Annotated in this window: 18 protein-coding genes; 12 read left to right on the top strand and 6 right to left on the bottom strand. The window is 64.1% G+C overall.

Annotated features, from left to right (window positions below; translation table 11 throughout):
• Nucleotides 1-87 precede the first annotated feature (87 nt).
• A complete protein-coding gene (locus tag ACFQX9_RS00445; protein ID WP_247394681.1) occupies nucleotides 88-2,019 on the top strand; it encodes an alkyl/aryl-sulfatase in 1,932 nt (643 codons plus the stop codon).
• 133 nt (nucleotides 2,020-2,152) lie between these two features.
• Here the strand turns inward: ACFQX9_RS00445 and ACFQX9_RS00450 are convergent, their stop codons facing one another.
• Both ACFQX9_RS00450 and ACFQX9_RS00455 read right to left on the bottom strand, forming a co-directional pair.
• On the bottom strand, nucleotides 2,153-3,223 hold the full coding sequence (locus ACFQX9_RS00450) for a glycosyltransferase family 4 protein (protein WP_018457145.1): 1,071 nt from the start codon (nucleotides 3,221-3,223) through the stop codon (nucleotides 2,153-2,155).
• 110 nt (nucleotides 3,224-3,333) lie between these two features.
• A complete protein-coding gene (locus ACFQX9_RS00455; RefSeq protein ID WP_018457144.1) occupies nucleotides 3,334-3,579 on the bottom strand; it encodes a hypothetical protein in 246 nt (81 codons plus the stop codon).
• Here ACFQX9_RS00455 and ACFQX9_RS00460 point away from each other — a divergent pair.
• Genes ACFQX9_RS00460 through ACFQX9_RS00475 form a run of 4 tightly spaced genes read left to right on the top strand, consistent with a single transcriptional unit; the run spans nucleotide 3,502 to nucleotide 9,407 of the window.
• The gene (locus ACFQX9_RS00460) at nucleotides 3,502-5,265 is read left to right on the top strand and encodes an ABC transporter ATP-binding protein (RefSeq protein WP_026233312.1); all 1,764 of its coding nucleotides are present in this window, start codon (nucleotides 3,502-3,504) and stop codon (nucleotides 5,263-5,265) included. The two genes, ACFQX9_RS00455 and ACFQX9_RS00460, sit on opposite strands and share 78 nt — an antisense overlap.
• A 56-nt stretch (nucleotides 5,266-5,321) precedes the next feature.
• Nucleotides 5,322-7,526: a glycogen debranching N-terminal domain-containing protein gene (locus ACFQX9_RS00465; protein WP_377786026.1), complete on the top strand. Its 2,205-nt coding sequence runs from the start codon at nucleotides 5,322-5,324 to the stop codon at nucleotides 7,524-7,526.
• 22 nt (nucleotides 7,527-7,548) lie between these two features.
• The gene (locus ACFQX9_RS00470; protein ID WP_026233310.1) at nucleotides 7,549-8,070 is read left to right on the top strand and encodes a PRC-barrel domain-containing protein; all 522 of its coding nucleotides are present in this window, start codon (nucleotides 7,549-7,551) and stop codon (nucleotides 8,068-8,070) included.
• Between the two features lie 23 nt (nucleotides 8,071-8,093).
• Nucleotides 8,094-9,407, top strand: a complete 1,314-nt coding sequence (locus ACFQX9_RS00475) for an MFS transporter (protein WP_204510563.1) — start codon at nucleotides 8,094-8,096, stop codon at nucleotides 9,405-9,407.
• Nucleotides 9,408-9,445: 38 nt separating this feature from the next.
• On the opposite strand, the gene ACFQX9_RS00480 is transcribed toward ACFQX9_RS00475, so the two are convergent.
• The 4 genes from ACFQX9_RS00480 to fixL form a co-directional block, all read right to left on the bottom strand.
• Entirely contained in the window at nucleotides 9,446-10,144 is a 699-nt protein-coding gene (locus ACFQX9_RS00480; protein ID WP_026233309.1) for a helix-turn-helix domain-containing protein, read from the bottom strand.
• Nucleotides 10,145-10,247: 103 nt separating this feature from the next.
• Nucleotides 10,248-10,670 carry a response regulator gene (locus ACFQX9_RS00485; protein ID WP_018457138.1) on the bottom strand — a complete coding sequence of 141 codons (423 nt, stop codon included), beginning with the start codon at nucleotides 10,668-10,670 and terminating at the stop codon, nucleotides 10,248-10,250.
• Between the two features lie 59 nt (nucleotides 10,671-10,729).
• The gene (fixJ, locus tag ACFQX9_RS00490; protein WP_377786029.1) at nucleotides 10,730-11,347 is read right to left on the bottom strand and encodes a response regulator FixJ; all 618 of its coding nucleotides are present in this window, start codon (nucleotides 11,345-11,347) and stop codon (nucleotides 10,730-10,732) included.
• A 3-nt stretch (nucleotides 11,348-11,350) separates the two neighbouring features.
• The gene (gene fixL, locus ACFQX9_RS00495; RefSeq protein WP_085352093.1) at nucleotides 11,351-12,868 is read right to left on the bottom strand and encodes a sensor protein FixL; all 1,518 of its coding nucleotides are present in this window, start codon (nucleotides 12,866-12,868) and stop codon (nucleotides 11,351-11,353) included.
• Nucleotides 12,869-13,073: 205 nt separating this feature from the next.
• Here fixL and ACFQX9_RS00500 point away from each other — a divergent pair, with 205 nt between their 5' ends.
• From ACFQX9_RS00500 to ccoG, 7 genes are all read left to right on the top strand, one after another.
• A complete protein-coding gene (locus ACFQX9_RS00500) occupies nucleotides 13,074-13,907 on the top strand; it encodes a universal stress protein (protein ID WP_018457135.1) in 834 nt (277 codons plus the stop codon).
• Between the two features lie 38 nt (nucleotides 13,908-13,945).
• Entirely contained in the window at nucleotides 13,946-14,371 is a 426-nt protein-coding gene (locus ACFQX9_RS00505; RefSeq protein WP_085362242.1) for an HPP family protein, read from the top strand.
• 210 nt (nucleotides 14,372-14,581) lie between these two features.
• The gene (ccoN, locus tag ACFQX9_RS00510) at nucleotides 14,582-16,231 is read left to right on the top strand and encodes a cytochrome-c oxidase, cbb3-type subunit I (RefSeq protein WP_007607681.1); all 1,650 of its coding nucleotides are present in this window, start codon (nucleotides 14,582-14,584) and stop codon (nucleotides 16,229-16,231) included.
• Nucleotides 16,232-16,241: 10 nt separating this feature from the next.
• The gene (ccoO, locus tag ACFQX9_RS00515; protein ID WP_085352096.1) at nucleotides 16,242-16,976 is read left to right on the top strand and encodes a cytochrome-c oxidase, cbb3-type subunit II; all 735 of its coding nucleotides are present in this window, start codon (nucleotides 16,242-16,244) and stop codon (nucleotides 16,974-16,976) included.
• A 13-nt stretch (nucleotides 16,977-16,989) separates the two neighbouring features.
• Nucleotides 16,990-17,154, top strand: coding sequence for a CcoQ/FixQ family Cbb3-type cytochrome c oxidase assembly chaperone (locus ACFQX9_RS00520; protein WP_018457132.1), 165 nt, complete (start codon nucleotides 16,990-16,992; stop codon nucleotides 17,152-17,154).
• Between the two features lie 6 nt (nucleotides 17,155-17,160).
• Nucleotides 17,161-18,036 carry a cytochrome-c oxidase, cbb3-type subunit III gene (ccoP, locus tag ACFQX9_RS00525; RefSeq protein WP_018457131.1) on the top strand — a complete coding sequence of 292 codons (876 nt, stop codon included), beginning with the start codon at nucleotides 17,161-17,163 and terminating at the stop codon, nucleotides 18,034-18,036.
• Between the two features lie 111 nt (nucleotides 18,037-18,147).
• The gene (ccoG, locus tag ACFQX9_RS00530; RefSeq protein WP_377786033.1) at nucleotides 18,148-19,614 is read left to right on the top strand and encodes a cytochrome c oxidase accessory protein CcoG; all 1,467 of its coding nucleotides are present in this window, start codon (nucleotides 18,148-18,150) and stop codon (nucleotides 19,612-19,614) included.
• Nucleotides 19,615-19,626: the final 12 nt, after the last annotated feature.

Below are 19,626 nucleotides of genomic sequence, written 5' to 3' on the forward strand. Positions count from 1 at the left end.
GGGCTACGCATTGCTGCGCCCTCCCGTCATGGCAATCGGCCGCGGGATGCGGTTAGATGCCGCGCAACAGGCGGGGAGGAGATCGAGATGACGGACACGTCCAGCAACGAGCCGAAGGGCGCAACGCCGTCCGTCATCGCGCAGCAAACGGCGATGCTGAATGCACTGCCGTTTTCCGACACGCGCGATTTCGACGACGCCGCGCGCGGCTTCCTCGGCACGATCGAGAATGCGGAGATCACCAATCCGCAAGGGCGGACGGTCTGGAGCCTCGAGCCGTACGCCTTTCTTGCCGCCGAGCAGGCGCCGACCACGGTCAATCCGAGCCTGTGGCGGCAGTCGCGGCTCAACATGCAGCACGGCCTTTTCGAGGTCGTGCCCGGCGTGTACCAGGTGCGGGGGCTCGACATTGCCAACATGACGCTGATCGAAGGCGACAGCGGCGTCATCGTCGTCGACACCCTGACCTCGATCGAGGGCGCGCGCGCCGCGCTCGATCTCTACTACAGGCATCGTGGCCAGCGGCCGGTCGCGGCCGTGATCTTCACCCATACCCACACCGACCATTGGGGTGGTGCGCGCGGCGTGCTGGAGGAGGATGCACTCGCGAGCGGCCGCGTGCCGATCATCGCGCCGAACTTGTTCATGGAGCATGCCGTCTCCGAGAACATCATCGCGGGACCTGCGATGCTGCGCCGGGCGCAGTACCAGTTCGGGCCTCTCCTCGCCAAGGGCGCGCGCGGGCAGGTCGATTGCGGCCTCGGCAAGTCGATGGCGGCAGGTTCGGTGGCGCTGCTGCGGCCGACCGACCTGATCACGGCGACCGGCGACCGGCGCGTGATCGACGGCGTTGAATTCGAATTCCAGATGGCGCCGAACAGCGAAGCGCCGGCGGAGATGCATTTCTTCATCCCGCGCTACAAGCTGTTGAACCTCGCCGAGAACTGCACCCACAATTTCCACAATCTGCTGCCGTTCCGCGGCGCCGACGTGCGCGACGCGCTGGCCTGGTCGAAATATCTGGGCGAGGCCTTGCAGCTCTGGGATGGCAAGGCGGAGGCGATGTGCGGCCAGCATCACTGGCCGGTGTGGGGACACGAACGCATCGGCACGATGATCCGGCAGCAGCGCGACCTCTACAAATTCGCGCATGACCAGACCATCCGCCTGATGAACCACGGCCTCACCGCGGCCGAGATCGCTGAAACGATCCAGCTGCCCAAGAGCCTGGAGGGCGCCTGGCACGGCCGCGGCTATTACGGCCACATCCGGCACAATGTGAAGGCGATCTATCAAAAATATCTGGGCTGGTACGACGCCAATCCGGTCAATCTCGATCCTTTGCCCCCGGTTGAGTCGGGCAAGAAATACGTCGAGTACATGGGCGGCGCCGACGCCATCCTCGCGCGGGCGCGTGTCGATTTCGACAAGGGCGAATTCCGCTTCGTGGCGCAGGCGCTCGGCCATCTCGTCTTTGCCCAGCCGGACAACGCGGCGGCGCGTGCATTGCTTGCGGATACGCTGGAGCAGCTCGGCTACGCTGGTGAAAGCGCGACCTGGCGCAATGCCTATCTGTTCGGCGCGCAGGAATTGCGCCAGGGCATGCCGAAGGTGCCGGCGCGCCCGCCGATGCCGCGCGAGACGCTGGCGGCGCTGCGCACCTCACAGCTCTGGGACGTGCTCGGCATCCGCCTGAACGGACCAAAGGCGGAAGGAAAGCACATCGTGCTGAACTGGAGCTTCTCCGACACCGGCGAGACCTTCGTGCTCAATCTGGAGAACTGCGCGCTGACTTACACAGAGGGCATGCAGGCGCACAATGCCGATGCCAGCTTCACGCTGGCGCGGTCGACGCTCGACGAGGTGATCGCAAAACTGACCAGCTTCCCGGAGGCCGTGGCCGCCGGCAAGGTCAAATTCGCCGGCAACCCGATGCGCCTCGCCGAGCTGATGGGCCTGATGGACGAATTCCCGCGCATGTTCGAGATCGTCGAGCCGAAGCGGGCCGTGGTGAGGTAGGGCAGCCGTCACCGCGTTCCTACTGTCATCATCCGGCTTGACCGGACGATCCAGTACTCCGCGGCGGGAGTTGCGTGAGCAAACTGCTGCCGCGGCGTACTGGATGCCCCGCCTACGCGGGGCATGACAGTGGCTACTCCGCGCTGCTCACCAGCTTGATCCGCGGCGCCTGTTCCTCGCCGAGGCTGCGATAGGCCGCGAGATAATCCAGCGCCATGCGACGCGCCGTGAAACGCGTCTCGAACTGCTTGCGAATGACGGAGCGGTCGAGTTGCTGCAGGCGGCCGACGACGCCGGCCGCGCTGAGGACGTCCTCGACGACGAAGCCGGTGAGGCCCTCGTCGATGATCTCCGGCACTGAGCCGCGGTTGAAGGCGATGACCGGCGTTCCGCAAGCCATGGCCTCGATCATCACCAGGCCAAACGGCTCCGGCCAGTCGATCGGGAGCAATAAGCCCAGCGCGCCGCTCAAAAAGTCCGACTTCTCGTGATCGCTGATCTCGCCGATGAATTCCACCAGCGGATTGTTCTCGATCATCGGCCGGATCAGCTCGTCATAGTAATCCTGGTCGGCACGATCAACCTTGGCGGCGATCTTGAGCGGAATGCCACAATGCGTCGCGATCTTGATGGCGCGGTCGACGCCCTTTTCCGGTGCGATGCGGCCAAGCACGGCGAGGTATTCCTGTTTCGCCGGCTTCGGCGTCAGCAGGTTCTCCGGCAGGCCGTGGTGGATCGTCCTCACCCAGTTCGCCTGCGGCACCGGCCGGCGCTGCGCGTTCGAGATCGAGATGACGGGGACCTTCGAGAAGGTGTTGAAGACCGGTTGATGCTCCGGCAGGTCGAGCCGGCCGTGCAGCGTGGTCAGGAACGGTGTCGGCTGCCGGTAGAACAGCGACCACGGATAATAATCGAGATGGAAGTGGAGGAAGTCGAACTCCTCGTCGTCACATTTCTGCCGCACCCGCTCCAGCATCACCATGTGCAGCGCATTGGGATCGCGCACGGAACCGTCGAGGCGGAGCGCCCGGGGCCATAACGCGTCCAGCTTCGCCGAGGTCTGCGAGTCGCCGCTGGCGAACAGCGTTACGTCGTGCCCAAGGGCCACCAGCTCTTCCGTCAACCAATGCACCACCCGCTCGGTGCCGCCATACAGCTTGGGTGGAACAGCCTCCGTCAACGGAGCTACCTGCGCGATGCGCATCTCACCATCTCCTCTGTGCGATCATGATTGTAGAAAGCCCCCGCCTGTTCAGCACCGGCACGCCAGACAAGGGAACGTTCCCGCACTTGCGAAGTTCCTCCTTCCGAACGTTACTTATTCGACACGTCGGACGCCTGTCGCGATGCTGCCATCACATCTTCGCAGAACGCCCGCATCCGCATGTCGTGATGGCGTTGCCCGGGAACCGAGGCGAAGTGGTCGATGTTCAGCCGGCTAACAACAAAAGTTTGAATCATCACGACGGGGTCAATAGTCACATGGATCATCTTTCTGGGTATGCGCACCGGCCGTTTGCCTTTGTTTTGCGCTATCTTCGGCGTCGGCTCGCGTCGCATCTCGTGATCCTGACCGCTGTGGTGGCGGCCGTTGCCTGCTCAGTAGGCACTCAGTATGGCGTCAAATCCCTGGTCGACAGCTTGTCGGCCGGCGCTTCGCATGGTGGGAGCGTATGGCTGGCATTCATTTTCCTCATGACGTTGATCGCCGCCGATAATTTCCTTTGGCGGATCGCGAGCTGGACCGCCAGCTTCACCTTCGTCCGTGTCACGGGTGATTTACGCCGTGACATATTTCGTCATCTGACCGGCCACGCGCCGAGCTACTTCTCCGACCGGATGCCCGGCATGCTGACGAGCCGCATCACGGCGACGTCCAATGCGGTGTTCACGGTCGAAAACATGTTCGTCTGGAATGTGTTGCCGCCGTGCATCGCAACAGTTGCGGCCATCGCGCTGATTGGAACCGTCAGCCCTTACATGGCACTCGGCCTGATGGTGATTGCCGGCGGCATGGTGCTTGCGATGTTCCGCCTTGCGGCCGCAGGGAAACCTCTGCATGACGACTTCGCCGACAAAGCCGCCGTCGTCGACGGCGAGATGATCGACGTCATCAGCAACATGCCGCTGGTGCGCGCCTTCTGCGGCATCGGGCACGAGCATGAGCGGTTCGACGCGACCGTGAACCGGGAGCTCACCGCGCGCGGCCGCAGCCTGCGCTATCTGGAGAAGCTGCGGCTTATCCATGCCGGCGTCACAGTCGTGCTCACGATCGCCCTGATGGCCTGGGCGATCATGCTCTGGCAGGACGGCAGGGCAACGACCGGCGACGTCGTGCTGGTCTGCACCCTCGGTCTCTCCATACTGAACGCGACGCGCGATCTCGCGGTGGCGCTGGTCGACGTCACCCAGCACGTTGCGCGGCTGACCGAGGCGATCGCCACACTGCTGGTGCCGCATGAATTGCGCGACCACCCCGAGGCCGAGCCGCTGGTGAAGAGCGGCGCCGCGATCGCGTTCAACAATGTCACCTTCGGCTATCCCGGCGGCGAAAAGATCTTCGAGCGCTTCAGCCTGCGGCTGCAACCCGGCCAGCGCGTCGGCCTGGTCGGCCAGTCCGGCGGCGGCAAGTCGACGCTGTTCACGCTGCTCCAGCGCTTCTACGATACCGACGAGGGAAGTATCACCATCGACGGCCAGGACATTTCCAAGGTGACGCAGCTGAGCCTGCGCGAGGCCATCTCGGTCGTGCCGCAGGACATTTCCTTGTTCCACCGCTCGATTCGCGAGAATATCCGCTATGGTCGCCCGAACGCGACCGACGACGAGGTGCTGCGCGCAGCCATTGCGGCGCGCTGCGATTTCGTCGAGAGTCTGCCTGGTGGTCTCGACACCATGGTCGGCGACCGCGGCGTCAAGATGTCCGGCGGCCAGCGCCAGCGCATCGCAATCGCGCGCGCCTTCCTGAAGGACGCGCCGATCCTGCTGCTGGACGAGGCGACCGCCGCGCTCGACAGCGAATCCGAGGAGGCGATCCGCGAGGCGTTGTCGCGGCTGATGCGCGGCCGGACGGTCATCGCGATCGCGCATCGCCTCGCGACCCTGCGCAATTTCGATCGCGTGGTCGTGTTGAGGGGTGGTAAGATCATCGAGGACGGGTCGCCCGAGCGTCTGATGCAGGGCCACGGGCCCTATCGTGAGCTGGTCACGCAGGAAATGAGCCGGCTCGCCCAAGCCGCCGCGTAAACCAATAGTCGCGTTCGAGTCGGTTGCGTGTCGAAACAAGCGCAGGGGAGCTGCTGATGTCGGCTGAAGCCGTTACCCAATTCGTCTCCGTGACGCGGACCGTGGACCAGGTCGCGGAGCAGCCTTTCTATATTCCGATGACGGGACCGTCAGCGCGGCCGCGGCGTTCGCTCAAGCACGACGACACCTTTATCGTGCTCGACAGCCATGGTGACATCGGCGCTTCGGCCGGCGGGCCCGATGGCCTGTTTCATCACGACACGCGCTACCTTGCGAGGCTCGAGCTCGTGCTCGACGATCTCCAGCCGTTACTGCTGGGCTCGAACCTGCGCGACGACAACTCAGCCCTGACCGTCGATCTCACCAATCCGGACATCTACCGGCAGGGCAGCCTCGTGCTGCAAAAGGACCTGCTGCACATCGTGCGCACGATCTTCCTGTGGCGCGGCACCGCGTATCAGCGCATCGGCGTGCAGAACCACGGCGACCGCCCAGCCGGCTTTGCGCTGACGCTGCTGTTCGACAACGATTTCGCCGATCTGTTCGAGGTCCGCGGCGAACGGCGCCCGCGCCGCGGCATCGGCTCGAGCCGGCTGTTGGGACCGACCGACGTGCTGTTCGATTACCGCGGTCTCGATGACGCCGAGCGCACCACGGGCCTGCATTTCGACCCGCGCCCAACCAAGTTGTCGGTGAATGCCGCGACCTGGCAGCTCGAACTCGACCCGCATGAGTCGAAATCCTTGTTCGTGGCCGTGTCCTGCAATCGGCCGGTCGCGGAGAAGCCTGCGCGCTTTTTCAGAAGCCTGCTCGCCCATCGCCGCGAGATGCGGCAATCGACGATGGGGGCGGCCAGCATCGAGACCTCCAACAACATCTTCAACGAGGTGCTGTGCCAGGCCATGGCCGACCTCAACATGCTGATGACGGAGACGCCGCAGGGCCGCTATCCCTATGCGGGAATTCCCTGGTACTCGACGACGTTCGGCCGTGACGGGCTGATCACCGCGTTGCAGATGCTGTGGGTCGATCCGCGAATCGCCAAGGGCGTGCTGCGGCGGCTCGCCCATTTCCAAGCCAAGGCGGTCGACCCGCTCGCCGATGCCGCGCCGGGCAAGATCCTGCATGAGATGCGCGGCGGCGAGATGGCGGCGCTGCGGGAGGTACCGTTCGCGCAATATTACGGCAGCGTCGATTCCACGGCCTTGTTCGTCCTGCTGGCAGGAAGCTATTTCGAACGCACCGGCGACGAGGCGACATTGACCGAGCTGTGGCCGGCGATCGAGGCGGGGCTGGCCTGGATCAATGGCCCCGGTGATCCCGACAAGGACGGCTTCGTCGAATATCAGCGCGCCACGGAAAAGGGCCTCGCCAACCAGGGCTGGAAGGATTCCTACGACGCGATCTTCCATGCTGATGGCCAGCTCGCGGAAGGCAATCTCGCGCTGGCCGAGGTGCAAGGTTACGTCTTTGCGGCCAAGCGGCTCGCCGCGCGCTGCGCGCTTCGGCTGGGCAAGCCTGATCTCGCCAAGAAGCTCGAGGCCGAGGCCAAGACGCTGGCCGAGCGTTTCGAGGCCGCGTTCTGGTGCGAGGAGCTCGGTACCTATGCGCTTGCGCTCGACGGCAAGAAGCGGCCCTGCAAGGTGCGGACCTCCAACGCCGGCCAGGTCCTGTTCAGCGGCATGATCCGCGAGGACCGCGCGCGCCTCGTCGCCGCCGATTTGATGCGGCCGCATTTCTTCTCGGGCTGGGGCATCCGCACCGTCGCGCAAGGCGAGGTGCGTTACAATCCGATGTCCTATCATGACGGGTCGATCTGGCCGCACGACAATGCGCTGATCGCGCTCGGGCTCGCGCGTTATGGGCTCAAGCATTCGGTCGCGCATGTCTTCAAGGGATTGTTCGACGCCGCGACCTACATGGACCTGCGCCGGTTGCCCGAATTGTTCTGCGGTTTCCGGCGCGAAAAGCGGCGCGGCCCGACGCTCTATCCGGTCGCCTGCGCGCCGCAGGCCTGGGCCAGCGCAACGGCGTTCACGCTATTGGAGGCGGCGCTGGGCATCGAGTTCGACGTGGCGCGCGGCGAGATCCGGCTGCGCAATCCGCATCTGCCGGCGTTCCTGCACGAGGTGATCTTGCGCGATCTGCGTCTGGGTGAGTCCAGCGTGGACCTGCGCGTCAGCCGCCATGGCGACGACGTGGCGCTGGAGGTGTTGCGCACGCGTGGCCAGATTCAGGTCTCGATCGTGCTGGCGCGCTAGCGGCGCGCCGTGAGGAGGGTGCATGCGTACCGCCGGATGGTTGGCTCTGGGCGTCGTGATCGTCTGCGGAACGACTCTCGCCGTGTCACGCGCCGCGGAGGAGTCGCCCGCACCCTCGACGGAAGCGAATGCACCGCCGACGGCGCAGCCGCCGGCGTCATCGGTCCCCGTCACGCCAAAGAATGCCGCGCCACCGCCGTCGGTCACGATCATCGGCGCGAGCGATGCGCACGGTGTGCTTGGCCGTGACGTGCTCAGCGCGGCGAACGAAGACATGGGCCGCATCGTCGACGTCATCGTCGATCGGAGCGGGCACGTGCGCGCCGCCGTGATCGATTTCGGCGGCTTCCTCGGCGTCGGCAGCCGCAAGATCGTGGTGGACTGGAACGCGCTCCGATTCGGCAAGATCACCAACAAGAAGGACAGCATCACGCTGGAATTGACCAAGGCACAGGTCGCAGCCGCGCCGGAATACAAGGAGGACACGCCGATGGTGGTACTCGGCGCGTCCGGCAGCCTGCAGCCGCTGCAAGCTGTTCAGTGAGGCGCGGGGAGGGATGGCCGCCGGTGCTGTTGTCGAGGAAGCCGAATGATGCAGACCGCGAGGGCCGCGTTGAGCAGGATAAATTCTCGGCGCCGTCGCCTGCCGGCATTCCGGCTCCGTCGCGCCAGAGCCTGCGTGGCCTCGACTGGTTCATCTTCTTCCTCGCCGACGTGCAGACCGGATTCGGGCCGTTCATCGCAGTTTATCTGACGACCCAGAAATGGACCCAGGTCGAGATCGGCCTCGTGCTGTCGATCGGCGGCATCGTTGCCCTGATCGGTCAGATGCCGGGCGGCGCCATCATCGATGCCGCGAAATCCGAGCGGCTGGTCGCCGGCCTCGCGATCGGCACGATCGGCTGCTGCGCGCTCGCCTATGCGGCGATGCCGATCTTCCCCGTGGTGGTGGCTGCGGCCACCTTGCACGCGGCAGCGAGCTGCGTGCTCGGACCGGCGATCGCGGCGATCAGCCTCGGTCTGGTCGGCCCGCTCGCGATCGGCGAGCGTCTCGGCCGCAACGCGCGCTTTGCTTCGCTCGGCAACGGCGTTGCGGCCGCCGTGATGGGTACTGCCGGCTATCTGCTGTCGAGCCGGTCGGTGTTCCTGGTCACCTTCCTGCTCGCAATTCCCACCTTGATCGCACTCTCTCGCATCCGCGAGCACGAAGTCGACATCGCGCGCTGTCACGGCGAGATGCCGCGCGAGGCGGAGGATCGCGGCGACACCAATATCTGGCATCTGATCCGGCAGCGGCCGCTCATTGTCTTTGCACTCAGCGTGCTCCTGTTGCAGCTCGCGAACGCCTCGATGATGCCGCTGATGGCAAGCGCGGTGACAGCGCGATCGAGCGAGTGGGCGACGGTGCTCGTCGCTTTTTGCATCGTCGTGCCGCAGGCGATCGTGGCGCTGCTGTCGCCGAGCGTCGGGCGCAAGGCGCAAGTATGGGGCCGCAGGCCGCTGCTGCTGATCGGATTCGCGGCGCTGACGATTCGCGGTCTGCTGTTCGCGACAGTGCGCGATCCGTATCTGCTGGTGCTGGTGCAGGTGTTCGACGGCCTCACCGCGGCGGTGTTCGCGGTGATGATCCCGCTGATCGTGGCCGACGTCGCCTTCGGCAGCGGCCATTTCAACCTCGCGCAGGGCATTGTCGGCACGGCAATGGGCATCGGCGCGTCGCTGAGCACCGCGCTTGGCGGCTATGTCAGCGATAAATTCGGCAATGCCATGGCGTTCACCGGACTGTCCGGCGTCGCGGCGACGGGACTTCTGCTTATTCTGCTTGTCATGCCGGAGACGCGGCGCAAGGGCATGATCGCAGCAAAAGAAATGGCCGGCTGAATCAATCAGCCGGCCATGAGGGGGTGGGAGAGGGGAGATCAGGCGTCGAGATTGTGCAGGCGTGCGCGGTTGCGCAGCACGATATGGCGGGCGCCGGAGAAGCCGAGAATGCCCTGGGCGTGAAGCTGCGACAGCGCGCGCGAGACGGTCTCGAGCGTGAGACCGAGATAGTCGCCGATGTCGCGGCGGCACATCGGCAGCGCCATCATGCCTGCAACCGCGAGGCGGCGGTCCATTTCGAGCAGGAAGGTTGCGACGCGCTCCATCGCGGTCTTGCGGCCCAGCAGCAGCATGTGGTCCTCGGCGTGGCGAAGCTCACCGGCGGTCATCGCCCAAAGCTTGCGGGCGACCTGGACGTCGGTGGCTGCGGCCTTCTCGAGGCTCGCGCGCTTCACGAGGCGCACAGTGGTGTCGATGATAGCTTCAGCAGCAAGGCGGTGGGTGGTGCCGGATTCGAGGCCGAACACGTCGCCGGGAAGGTGGAAGGAGCCGATCTGGCGGCGGCCGTCGGAGAGAAGCTTGTAGCTGCGCACGGCGCCGGTGACGACCTGATAGACATACTCGGCCGATTCGTCCTCGCCATAGATTTCCTCTTCCTTGCGGTAGGAGAACTCGGTGGCAACGAGGCCGACATGGCCGGCGATCGCACCGAACTGGTCGGAGACGGGATGGGCGGGTGCGATCTTGCCGCCGATCTGGGTCTTGATCGCCGGGGCGTTGAAGGTCTGGGTCAGCATCTGCGCCATCTCCGTTGTGATGACGCTTAGGTACGCGGTATCGGGTGCTTCGAAAATTTCGCGAGATATCTTAAGGAGATTGCCTTACGTAGAATCCCGTAGGTCAGCTATGGACCCGGTTCTGGATGGCGTGGCGAATGCGTTTGACCAGGTTTTCGTCCAGAAGCGGCTTCAGAATCACTTCATTCACGCCTGCGGCCGCCGCCCGGGCCGAGATATTCGAGTCGGGATAGCCGGTGATCAGGATCACGGGGGTATCGCCCTCGGACTGGCGCAGTCGCCCGGCCAGCTCGATGCCGTTGATGTCAGGCATTTTGTAGTCGATCACGTAACAGTCTGCACCGGACGGGCGCGCCGCATTGAGCAGCGCCGTGGCGTTCCTGAAGGTCCGTACGGCAAAACCGTCGGTTTCCAGCAAAAACCTCAGCGAGCCAAGCACAGCGGCATCGTCGTCGACCACATAGACAGTTGGCTTTGCGGGTGACGACATCTGGAGCCGCTCGGGATGGGAGCTGATCGCAATCATTCCGATCTGGTAGCACAGGGCGAGCGGAGGGTTTTGACTTGCCTCAACTCCTGTTGACTTCAATCATTGAGCATTCCGGCGCGCATCGCTAGCCGGACCAGCTCCGACAGGCTGTTGGCCTGCATCTTGGTCATTACGTTGGCCCGGTAGACCTCGATGGTGCGCGGGCTGATGTCGTACTCGCGAGCGATCAGCTTGTTGGAGAGGCCCGCGATCAGCCCCTCCATGACCTGTCGTTCTCTGGGGCTCAGGGACGCGACGCGAGCGGCGACGTCCTGGCCCATGGCCTCGTTCCTGGCGGCCGGCTCGCCCTCGCGGATCGCGGATTCGATCATGGCGACGAGGCGGTCATCCTCGAACGGCTTTTCCAGGAAATCCATCGCACCGAGCTTCATCGCCTCGACCGCGAGCGGCACGTCGCCATGACCGGTCATGATCAGGATCGGAAACCGGCTGCGCTGCGCCTTCAGGCGCTTCAGAAGCTCGATCCCATCGATGCCGGGCATCCGCACGTCGGAGACGACGCAGCCGAAGGCGAGGCCGGGCAGGGCATCGAGAAAACTCTGCGCGTTGTCGAACAGTGTGACGGCGAAGCCGGCTGAATCCAGCAGGAAGTTCAGCGAATCCCGCATCGCCTCGTCGTCGTCAATGACGTAGATGGTTCCCTTGGTCGTCATGGATCAGTTCTCGTCGGCTGCCGGCAAGGTGAAGCGGAATGTCGCCCCACCCGATGCATTGCTCTCGGCCCACATCCGGCCGCCGTGAGCCTCGATGATCGAGCGGCTGATGGACAGTCCCACGCCCATGCCGGTGTCTTTGGTGGTGAAGAAAGTCTGAAACAGGTTTGGCATGACGTCGTCCTGGAAGCCGGAGCCGGAGTCGGAGACCTCGATCTCGATCATGTCGTCGGCGGCGCGGGTGTTGGTGACGACGAGCTCGCGCCGTGGCGACTTCGCCATCGCTTCCAGCGCGTTGCGGAAGAGGTTGACCAGCACCTGCTGGATTTGCACCCGGTCGGCGAGCACGAGATCGGCATTTGGATTGAGGCTGAACCGAAGCTGCACGTCCTGCTCGCGCGCGCCGGCGAGCCCGAGCGCGCCGGCCTCCTCGATCAGCTTGGACAGGCTCTCGACCCTTTTCTCCGATTCGCCGCGGGAGACGAAGTCGCGCAAGCGGCGGATGATCTGGCCGGCGCGCAGCGCCTGCTCGGCGGCGCGGTCCAGCGCGCTCTCGATCTTCGGCGTATTCGGATCCTGGCTTCCGGCGAGGAGCCGCCGCGACCCCTTCATGTAGTTGCTGATCGCTGCCAGCGGCTGGTTGAGCTCGTGAGCGAGCGCGGACGCCATTTCGCCCATCGCGCTCAGCCGCGAGACGTGGACAAGTTCGGACTGCAGTTCCTGGAGCCGCGCCTGGGTTTTCTGATGCTCGGTCAGATCGCGGACGAAACCGGTGAAATAGGGCTCGCCGCCCGACTGCATCTCGCCGATCGACAGGTGCATCGGAAAGGTCGTGCCGTCGCGGCGCTTGCCGGTCACGATGCGGCCGATGCCGATGATGTGTGGGTCGCTGGTGGTCCGGTAGCGCGCGATGTAGCCGTCGTGACGTGAGCTGTCGGGCTCCGGCATCAGGATGCGGACGTTCTGGCCGATTGCCTCCGACTCGACCCAGCCGAACAGGCGCTCGGCCGCCGCGCTGAAGAGCTGGATGACGCCGTGGCCGTCGATGACGATCATGGCGTCTGGAATCGTCCGGAGGATCGAGCGGAGGTGACTCTCGCGCGTGCGCAGGGTTTCCTCGACCTGCTTCTCTTCATCGACGTCAAGAAAGATGCCGCTGAGATGTCGGGCGGCGCCGGCGTCGTCCCGAATCAGCCCCGCGCGCGCACGGATCCACTGCGCTCTGCCCAACGCCCCCGCGACCCTGAACGACACGTCGAAGCTGCCGCCCCGTTCGGAGACGTGTCGGATCGCACTCTCGATCCGCTCGCGGTCGTTCGGCTCCAGCCGGGAAAGGAACAGCGCGTAACTCACCGATTGGCCAGATTCGATTCCGAACAGGATCCTGGCCGTCTCCGACCACTCCAACTCCAGTGTCTTGAGATCGAGATCCCAGGTCCCGACGCCAAATCCTTCGATTCGAACGCGGAAATGTTCGCCCCGGCCGTCATCTTGCGGATGAATCACGCGGGTCGGCGCCAAACGATCACTCCCATTCTGATGCGGGGAACCGCACAGCGTTACCGTTGGCAATGTACCCAAGGAGGGGCCAGAGGCAAGTTCCGATGTCTTATACCATCGGCAGATTTCCGGCCGGCGCGGTGATCCAAGGTTTTGATCTATCTCATCCTGCCCCGGCGGCGGTGGGCTTACGATCGGATCAAAGCTCATTGCCCCGGAGACTCCGATGACATACGCGACCGTGATGGTCAGCCTGGCGCTCGATCAGCCCAACGAGGCGCGGCTTCAGGTCGCGGGCGAGCTTGCCGAACGATTTGAGGCGTCGATCATCGGCGTTGCTGCGGCGCAGTTCGCCCCGCCGCTCTACTTCAGCGATGGCGCCGCAGCGCAGGGACTGATCGATGAGGGAGAAGCCTCGGTCAAGCGACGCCTGGGCAGGCTCGAGGCGCAATTCCGCGCCGCGATCAGGAATCGCGGCGGGCATGTGGAATGGCGCAGCGCCATGGATTTCCCGGCGCGCTTTACGTTCGCTCAGGCACGTTGCGCCGACATCGTCGTCGCCGGCGGGCAGAGCCCGGCCTTCTCCGACGCCTTCGCGCTCGCGAGCCCAAAGGATCTGGTGATGCAAGCCGGCCGACCGATCCTGGTCGTGCCTGACGGGGTCAACTGGCTCGATCTGCGCAGCGTCCTGGTGGCGTGGAAGGATACGCCGGAAGCGCGGCGGGCGCTCGCCGATGCGCTGCCATTACTGCGCAAGGCCAGGGATGTCACCGTCCTCGCAATTCCCGAAGGTGACGACGACCGCACTGCCGCGGTCGCTGGCGCGACCGACGTGACGGCGTGGCTTGCCCGCCACGGCGTGACCGCGATCACGCGCGTTTCCGAAGCGGCCCGGAACGAAACCGTCGCCGGGCAACTGGAGAAAATTGCCGGCGACGTCGGCGCCAGCATGATCGTCGCCGGTGCCTACGGTCATTCGCGCTTCCGCGAACTGATCCTCGGCGGCGTCACCCAATATCTGGTCACTCAATCTGCCCGCTGCGTGCTGCTGTCGCACTGACGCTGGAGCGATACAAGACCAATCAAAGAGGACGCGCCGTGTACAGATTCCTTGAACAGACCGTCGAAAGCTACATGACGCAGGACGTCAGGACAGTGAGGCGCGACCTCGACCTGCTCGCGCTGAGCGAGATGTTCGAGCGCGATGATTTCAATTCCTATCCGGTCGAGGACGACGGACAGGTCGTCGGCATCGTCACCAAGTTCGACATCCTGAAGTGCTTCGCCTTCACGCCGAGCCAGATGCTGCCGCGCTACCACGACCTGATGACCCGCAAAATCGGCGACGTCATGACGCCCGACTTTATCTATGTCAGCCCCGACACGCGGCTGACGCGCGTGCTCCAGATCATGGTCGAGCACCGCATCAGGAGCATCATCGTGCTCGACGGCGCGCAGAAGCTGATCGGAATCGTCGCGCGCGAGGACGTCATCGCGGCGCTCAAGGCGACGGCACGCGACTGAGGAGGCGGCTGCAGATTCGCAATTCTCGACTCCGCCATGTCACGCAGGCGGTGGGCTGCCGTTTATGCTCTGCGGTGCCCAAGCGACTGATATCGCTCTGCGATCTACATCGGTCTCACATTAACAGAAATCCACATAGCTTGATTTCAATCAATTCCCCGCGAGGGCGAATGTGGTTTCTGGCCCTGTGTTCTTTCAGAGAGAGTCCGCATGAGCCAGCCCTCCATCTCCAAGTCCATGACGTCAGGTGAAAGCGGCCTGGCTGTCGTGTTCGCGGTCACCGCCTTCCTCTGCGTGATTGCCTCGGCCAAGGCGCTCGATGCGCCCTTCGCCTTCCATGCCGCGCTGAGCGCGGCGGCGAGCCTGGCCGCGGTCTTCTGCATCATCAACCGTTACCTCGACCGACCGGCGGCGCTGCCGCCTGCGGAGATCAACGGCCGGCCCAACTACAACATGGGGCCGATCAAGTTCTCCTCCGTCATGGCGATGTTCTGGGGCATTGCCGGCTTTCTCGTCGGCCTCATCATCGCCTCGCAACTGGCGTGGCCGGCGCTGAACTTCGATCTGCCCTGGACCAGCTTCGGCCGCCTGCGTCCGCTGCACACGTCCGCAGTGATCTTCGCCTTCGGCGGCAACGTCCTGATCGCGACGTCGTTCTACGTCGTCCAGAAGAGCTGCCGCGTGCGCCTTGCAGGCGATCTCGCGCCCTGGTTCGTCGTCGTAGGCTACAACTTCTTCATCCTGATCGCCGGCACCGGCTATCTGCTCGGCGTCACCCAGTCGAAGGAATATGCCGAGCCGGAATGGTATGCCGATCTGTGGCTGACCATCGTCTGGGTCACCTATCTGCTGGTCTTCCTTGCCACGATCATCAAGCGCAAGGAGCCGCACATCTTTGTCGCGAACTGGTTCTATCTCGCCTTCATCGTGACGATCGCGGTCTTGCATCTCGGCAACAACCCGGCGCTGCCGGTCTCGGTGTTCGGCTCGAAATCCTACATCGCCTGGGGCGGCATCCAGGATGCCATGTTCCAGTGGTGGTACGGCCACAACGCGGTCGGCTTCTTCCTGACCGCCGGCTTCCTCGCCATCATGTATTACTTCATCCCGAAGCGGGCCGAGCGGCCGATCTATTCCTACCGTCTCTCGATCATCCACTTCTGGGCGCTGATCTTCCTGTACATCTGGGCCGGCCCACACCATCTGCACTACACGGCGCTGCCGGACTGGACCCAGACGCTCGGCATGACCTTCTCCATCATGCTGTGGATGCCGTCCTGGGGCGGCATGATCAACGGCCTGATGACGCTGTCGGGCGCCTGGGACAAGCTGCGCACCGATCCCGTGCTGCGCATGCTCGTGGTCTCCGTCGCCTTCTACGGCATGTCGACCTTCGAAGGCCCGATGATGTCGATCAAGGTGGTCAACTCGCTCAGCCACTACACCGACTGGACCATCGGCCACGTGCACTCCGGCGCGCTCGGCTGGGTTGGTTTCGTCTCCTTCGGCGCGCTCTACTGCCTCGTGCCCTGGATCTGGAATCGGAAGGGCCTCTACAGCCTCAAGCTCGTCAACTGGCACTTCTGGATCGCGACGCTTGGCATCGTCCTCTACATCTCGGCGATGTGGGTGTCCGGCATCCTCCAGGGCCTGATGTGGCGCGCCTACACCTCGCTCGGCTTCCTCGAATATTCCTTCATCGAGACCGTCGAGGCGATGCATCCCTTCTACATCATCCGCGCCGCCGGCGGCGGGCTGTTCCTGATCGGCGCGCTGATCATGGCCTATAATCTCTGGATGACGGTTCGCGTCGGCGAACAGGAAGTCCAGATGCCCGTCGCTCTTCAGCCGGCGGAATGAGGAGTCTTCCATGTCGTTCTGGACACGCCACCAAATCTTCGAAAAGAACTCGATCATCCTCATCGTCGGCATCCTGCTGGTGATCGCGATCGGCGGTCTCGTCGAGATCACCCCGCTGTTCTACCTCAAGAGCACGATCGAGGCGGTCGACGGGATCAGGCCGTATACGCCGCTGGAGCTCGCCGGGCGCAACGTCTACATCCGCGAGGGCTGCTATCTCTGCCATTCGCAGATGATCCGGCCCTTGCGCGACGAGGTCGAGCGCTACGGACATTTCTCGTTGGCCGCCGAGAGCATGTACGACCATCCGTTCCAGTGGGGCTCGAAGCGCACCGGTCCCGACCTTGCCCGCGTCGGCGCCAAATATTCCGACGACTGGCATGTGACCCATCTGGCCAATCCGCGCGCGATCGTGCCGCAGTCGGTGATGCCAGGCTATCCGTTCCTCAGCCAGACCGAGATCGATCCGGACACGATCGCCGACCACATGCGCACGCTGCGGACCGTCGGCACGCCCTACACCGACGACCAGATCGCCAATGCGGGCGCCGACATGAAGGCCCAGGCCGATCCTGACAATGCCGGCTCCGACGCTTTCACCAAGCGCTACGCCAAGGCCGTGGTGCGCAACTTCGACGGCAAGGCCGGCACGCCGACCGAGATGGACGCGCTGATCGCCTATCTCCAGATGCTCGGCACGCTGGTCGATTTCAAGATCTACAACGAGAAAGCCAATCTTCGCTGAGAAGGCACCCACGATGAAAGCCATCCTGACACTCGACAATCTCGCGTCCGGTCTCGTGACCACGATCTGGACGCCGGTCTTCGTCGCGATCTTCCTCGCGATCATCGCCTACGCATTATGGCCCCGTAACAAGGCTGCGTTCGACGAAGCAGCACACCTGCCGTTGCGGGAGGAGTGAGAGACCATGACCGATCATCATAGCGACATCGATTCCGTCACCGGCAAGTCCACGACCGGACATGAATGGGACGGCATCAAGGAGCTCAACACGCCGCTGCCGCGCTGGTGGGTGATCAGCTTCTACCTCACCATCGTCTGGTCGATCGGCTACTGGATCGTGTATCCGGCCTGGCCGCTGATCTCCAGCAATACCACGGGCCTGTTCGGCTACTCGACACGCGCCGATGTCGCGGTCGAGCTCGCCAATCTCGAGAAGATCCGCGGAGCCAAGATGGTTGCGCTGGGCGCGGCCTCGCTCGCCGACATCGAGAAGGACCCGGCGCTGCTGGCGCTCGCGCGCGCCAAGGGCAAGACCGTGTTCGGCGACAATTGCGCGCCATGTCACGGCTCAGGCGGCGCGGGTGCCAAGGGCTATCCGAATCTGAACGACGACGACTGGCTGTGGGGCGGTTCGCTCGACCAGATCATGCAGACCATCCAGTTCGGCGCACGTTCCGGCCACGCCAAGACGCATGAAGGCCAGATGCTCGCATTCGGCAAGGACGGCGTGCTGAAGCCGGATGAGATCGTCACGGCCGCCAACTATGTCCGGGCACTGTCGGGCCTTCCGACCCGCAAGGGCTATGACGCGGCCAAGGGCGAGAAGATCTTCGCGGAGAATTGCGTCGCCTGCCATGGCGACGGCGGCAAGGGCAACCCGGAGATGGGTGCCCCCAACCTGACCGATAAGATCTGGCTCTATGGTTCGGACGAGGCGACGCTGATCGAGACCATCAGCCAAGGCCGCGCGGGCGTGATGCCGGCCTGGGAAGGGCGGCTCGATCCCGCCACCATCAAGGCGATGGCAGTTTACGTCCACTCGCTGGGCGGCGGAAAATAGCCAATCCGGGACAAGCGGGGGCGAACAAAAAAAGCCCCCGCTTGCGCTGGATCAACTGACGCGGCGGCGTCGGGTCTAGGTTTTATCGCACCTCTCGAAAAGCTGCAGGCGATGAACAGGACCGCGAACCCAAAAGAGCTCCCATTAGACGATGACAACGGGCCGCTCTATGTGGCCCAGAAGAAAGTCTATCCCCAGAGCACCTCCGGCACCTTCCGCCGGATCAAATGGGGCCTGATGGCCTTCTGCCTCGGCGTCTACTACTTCCTGCCGTTCGTGCGCTGGAACCGCGGACTCGGCGCTCCCAGCCAAGCGGTGCTGATCGATCTTCCCAACAGTCGCTTCTATTTCTTCTTCATCGAGCTGTGGCCGCAGGAGGTCTACTACTTCACCGGCCTGCTGATCGTCGCCGCGGTGGCGCTATTCCTGATGAACTCGGTCGGCGGCCGTATCTGGTGCGGCTATCTCTGTCCGCAGACGGTGTGGACCGACCTGTTCTATGCGGTCGAGCGTCTGATCGAGGGTGACCGGCGCGAGCGGATGAAGAAGGACAAATCGTCCGACCCGATGAAGCTGGAGCGGATCTCCGAGATCGTGCTCAAGCATTCGATCTGGCTCTTGATCGGGTGGTGGACCGGCGGCGCCTGGGTGCTCTATTTCAACGACGCACCGACGCTGGTCAAGGAACTCGTCACGTTCCAGGCGCCGATGCTCGCCTATGTCTGGATCGGCATTCTCACCGCGACGACCTATCTGCTCGCCGGCTACATGCGCGAGCAGGTCTGCACCTATATGTGCCCGTGGCCGCGCATCCAGGCGGCGCTGACCGATGAATGGGCGCTCAACGTCACCTACCGCTACGACCGAGGCGAGAAGCGTACGTCGGTGAAGAAGGCGGCCGAGCTGCGCGCGCTCGGGCAGCAGGTTGGTGATTGCGTCGATTGCTACCAGTGCGTGGCGGTCTGCCCGACCGGCATCGACATCCGCAACGGACCGCAGATGGAATGCATCCAGTGCGGGCTCTGCATTGATGCCTGCGACAATGTGATGACGAAAATCGGCCGGCCGAAGCGGCTGATCGGCTATGACAACGACGTCAACATCCAGCGCCGCCAGGAAGGCAAGGCGCCGATCTACCGCATCGTCCGGGCCCGCACCGTCGCCTACAGCGCGATCATCGCGGCGGTCGGCGGCATCATGATCCATACGCTGGCGACTCGCAGCCTGCTCGACGTCAACGTGCTGCACGACCGCAACCCGATCGCGGTCAGGCTCAGCGACGGCTCGATCCGCAATGCCTACACGGTGCGGCTGCTCAACAAGAGCGGTTACGACCGGGTCATCGCGATCGACGCGAGCGGCCCGGTCAATGCGACAATCCATGTCATCGGAATCGATTCTGTGACGCCGGACCGGCCGATGATCGTGGTTCCGCGCGACTCCACCAGCGAGCTGCGGCTGCTCGTGACCGCTCCGGTGGAGGGCAATCCGGAAAAGTCCATCCCGGTTCACTTTCACGTCACCGATATCGGCCTCGGCGAAGTCGCCAGCGCCACCGACAATTTCGTCGCGCCCTAGGATCAGGAGTTC

The sequence above is a fragment of the Bradyrhizobium sp. GCM10028915 genome, assembly GCF_042666195.1.
Classification (GTDB): domain Bacteria; phylum Pseudomonadota; class Alphaproteobacteria; order Rhizobiales; family Xanthobacteraceae; genus Bradyrhizobium; species Bradyrhizobium canariense_D.

Coding starts and splice junctions, on each gene's coding strand:
- ACFQX9_RS00445 (WP_247394681.1), top strand. CDS start 88: ATGACGGACACGTCCAGCAACGAGCCGAAGGGCGCAACGCCGTCCGTC.
- ACFQX9_RS00450 (WP_018457145.1), bottom strand. CDS start 3,223: ATGCGCATCGCGCAGGTAGCTCCGTTGACGGAGGCTGTTCCACCCAAG.
- ACFQX9_RS00460 (WP_026233312.1), top strand. CDS start 3,502: ATGGATCATCTTTCTGGGTATGCGCACCGGCCGTTTGCCTTTGTTTTG.
- ACFQX9_RS00455 (WP_018457144.1), bottom strand. CDS start 3,579: ATGCGACGCGAGCCGACGCCGAAGATAGCGCAAAACAAAGGCAAACGG.
- ACFQX9_RS00465 (WP_377786026.1), top strand. CDS start 5,322: ATGTCGGCTGAAGCCGTTACCCAATTCGTCTCCGTGACGCGGACCGTG.
- ACFQX9_RS00470 (WP_026233310.1), top strand. CDS start 7,549: ATGCGTACCGCCGGATGGTTGGCTCTGGGCGTCGTGATCGTCTGCGGA.
- ACFQX9_RS00480 (WP_026233309.1), bottom strand. CDS start 10,144: ATGCTGACCCAGACCTTCAACGCCCCGGCGATCAAGACCCAGATCGGC.
- ACFQX9_RS00485 (WP_018457138.1), bottom strand. CDS start 10,670: ATGATTGCGATCAGCTCCCATCCCGAGCGGCTCCAGATGTCGTCACCC.
- fixJ (WP_377786029.1), bottom strand. CDS start 11,347: ATGACGACCAAGGGAACCATCTACGTCATTGACGACGACGAGGCGATG.
- ACFQX9_RS00500 (WP_018457135.1), top strand. CDS start 13,074: ATGACATACGCGACCGTGATGGTCAGCCTGGCGCTCGATCAGCCCAAC.
- ccoN (WP_007607681.1), top strand. CDS start 14,582: ATGAGCCAGCCCTCCATCTCCAAGTCCATGACGTCAGGTGAAAGCGGC.
- ccoO (WP_085352096.1), top strand. CDS start 16,242: ATGTCGTTCTGGACACGCCACCAAATCTTCGAAAAGAACTCGATCATC.
- ACFQX9_RS00520 (WP_018457132.1), top strand. CDS start 16,990: ATGAAAGCCATCCTGACACTCGACAATCTCGCGTCCGGTCTCGTGACC.
- ccoP (WP_018457131.1), top strand. CDS start 17,161: ATGACCGATCATCATAGCGACATCGATTCCGTCACCGGCAAGTCCACG.
- ccoG (WP_377786033.1), top strand. CDS start 18,148: ATGAACAGGACCGCGAACCCAAAAGAGCTCCCATTAGACGATGACAAC.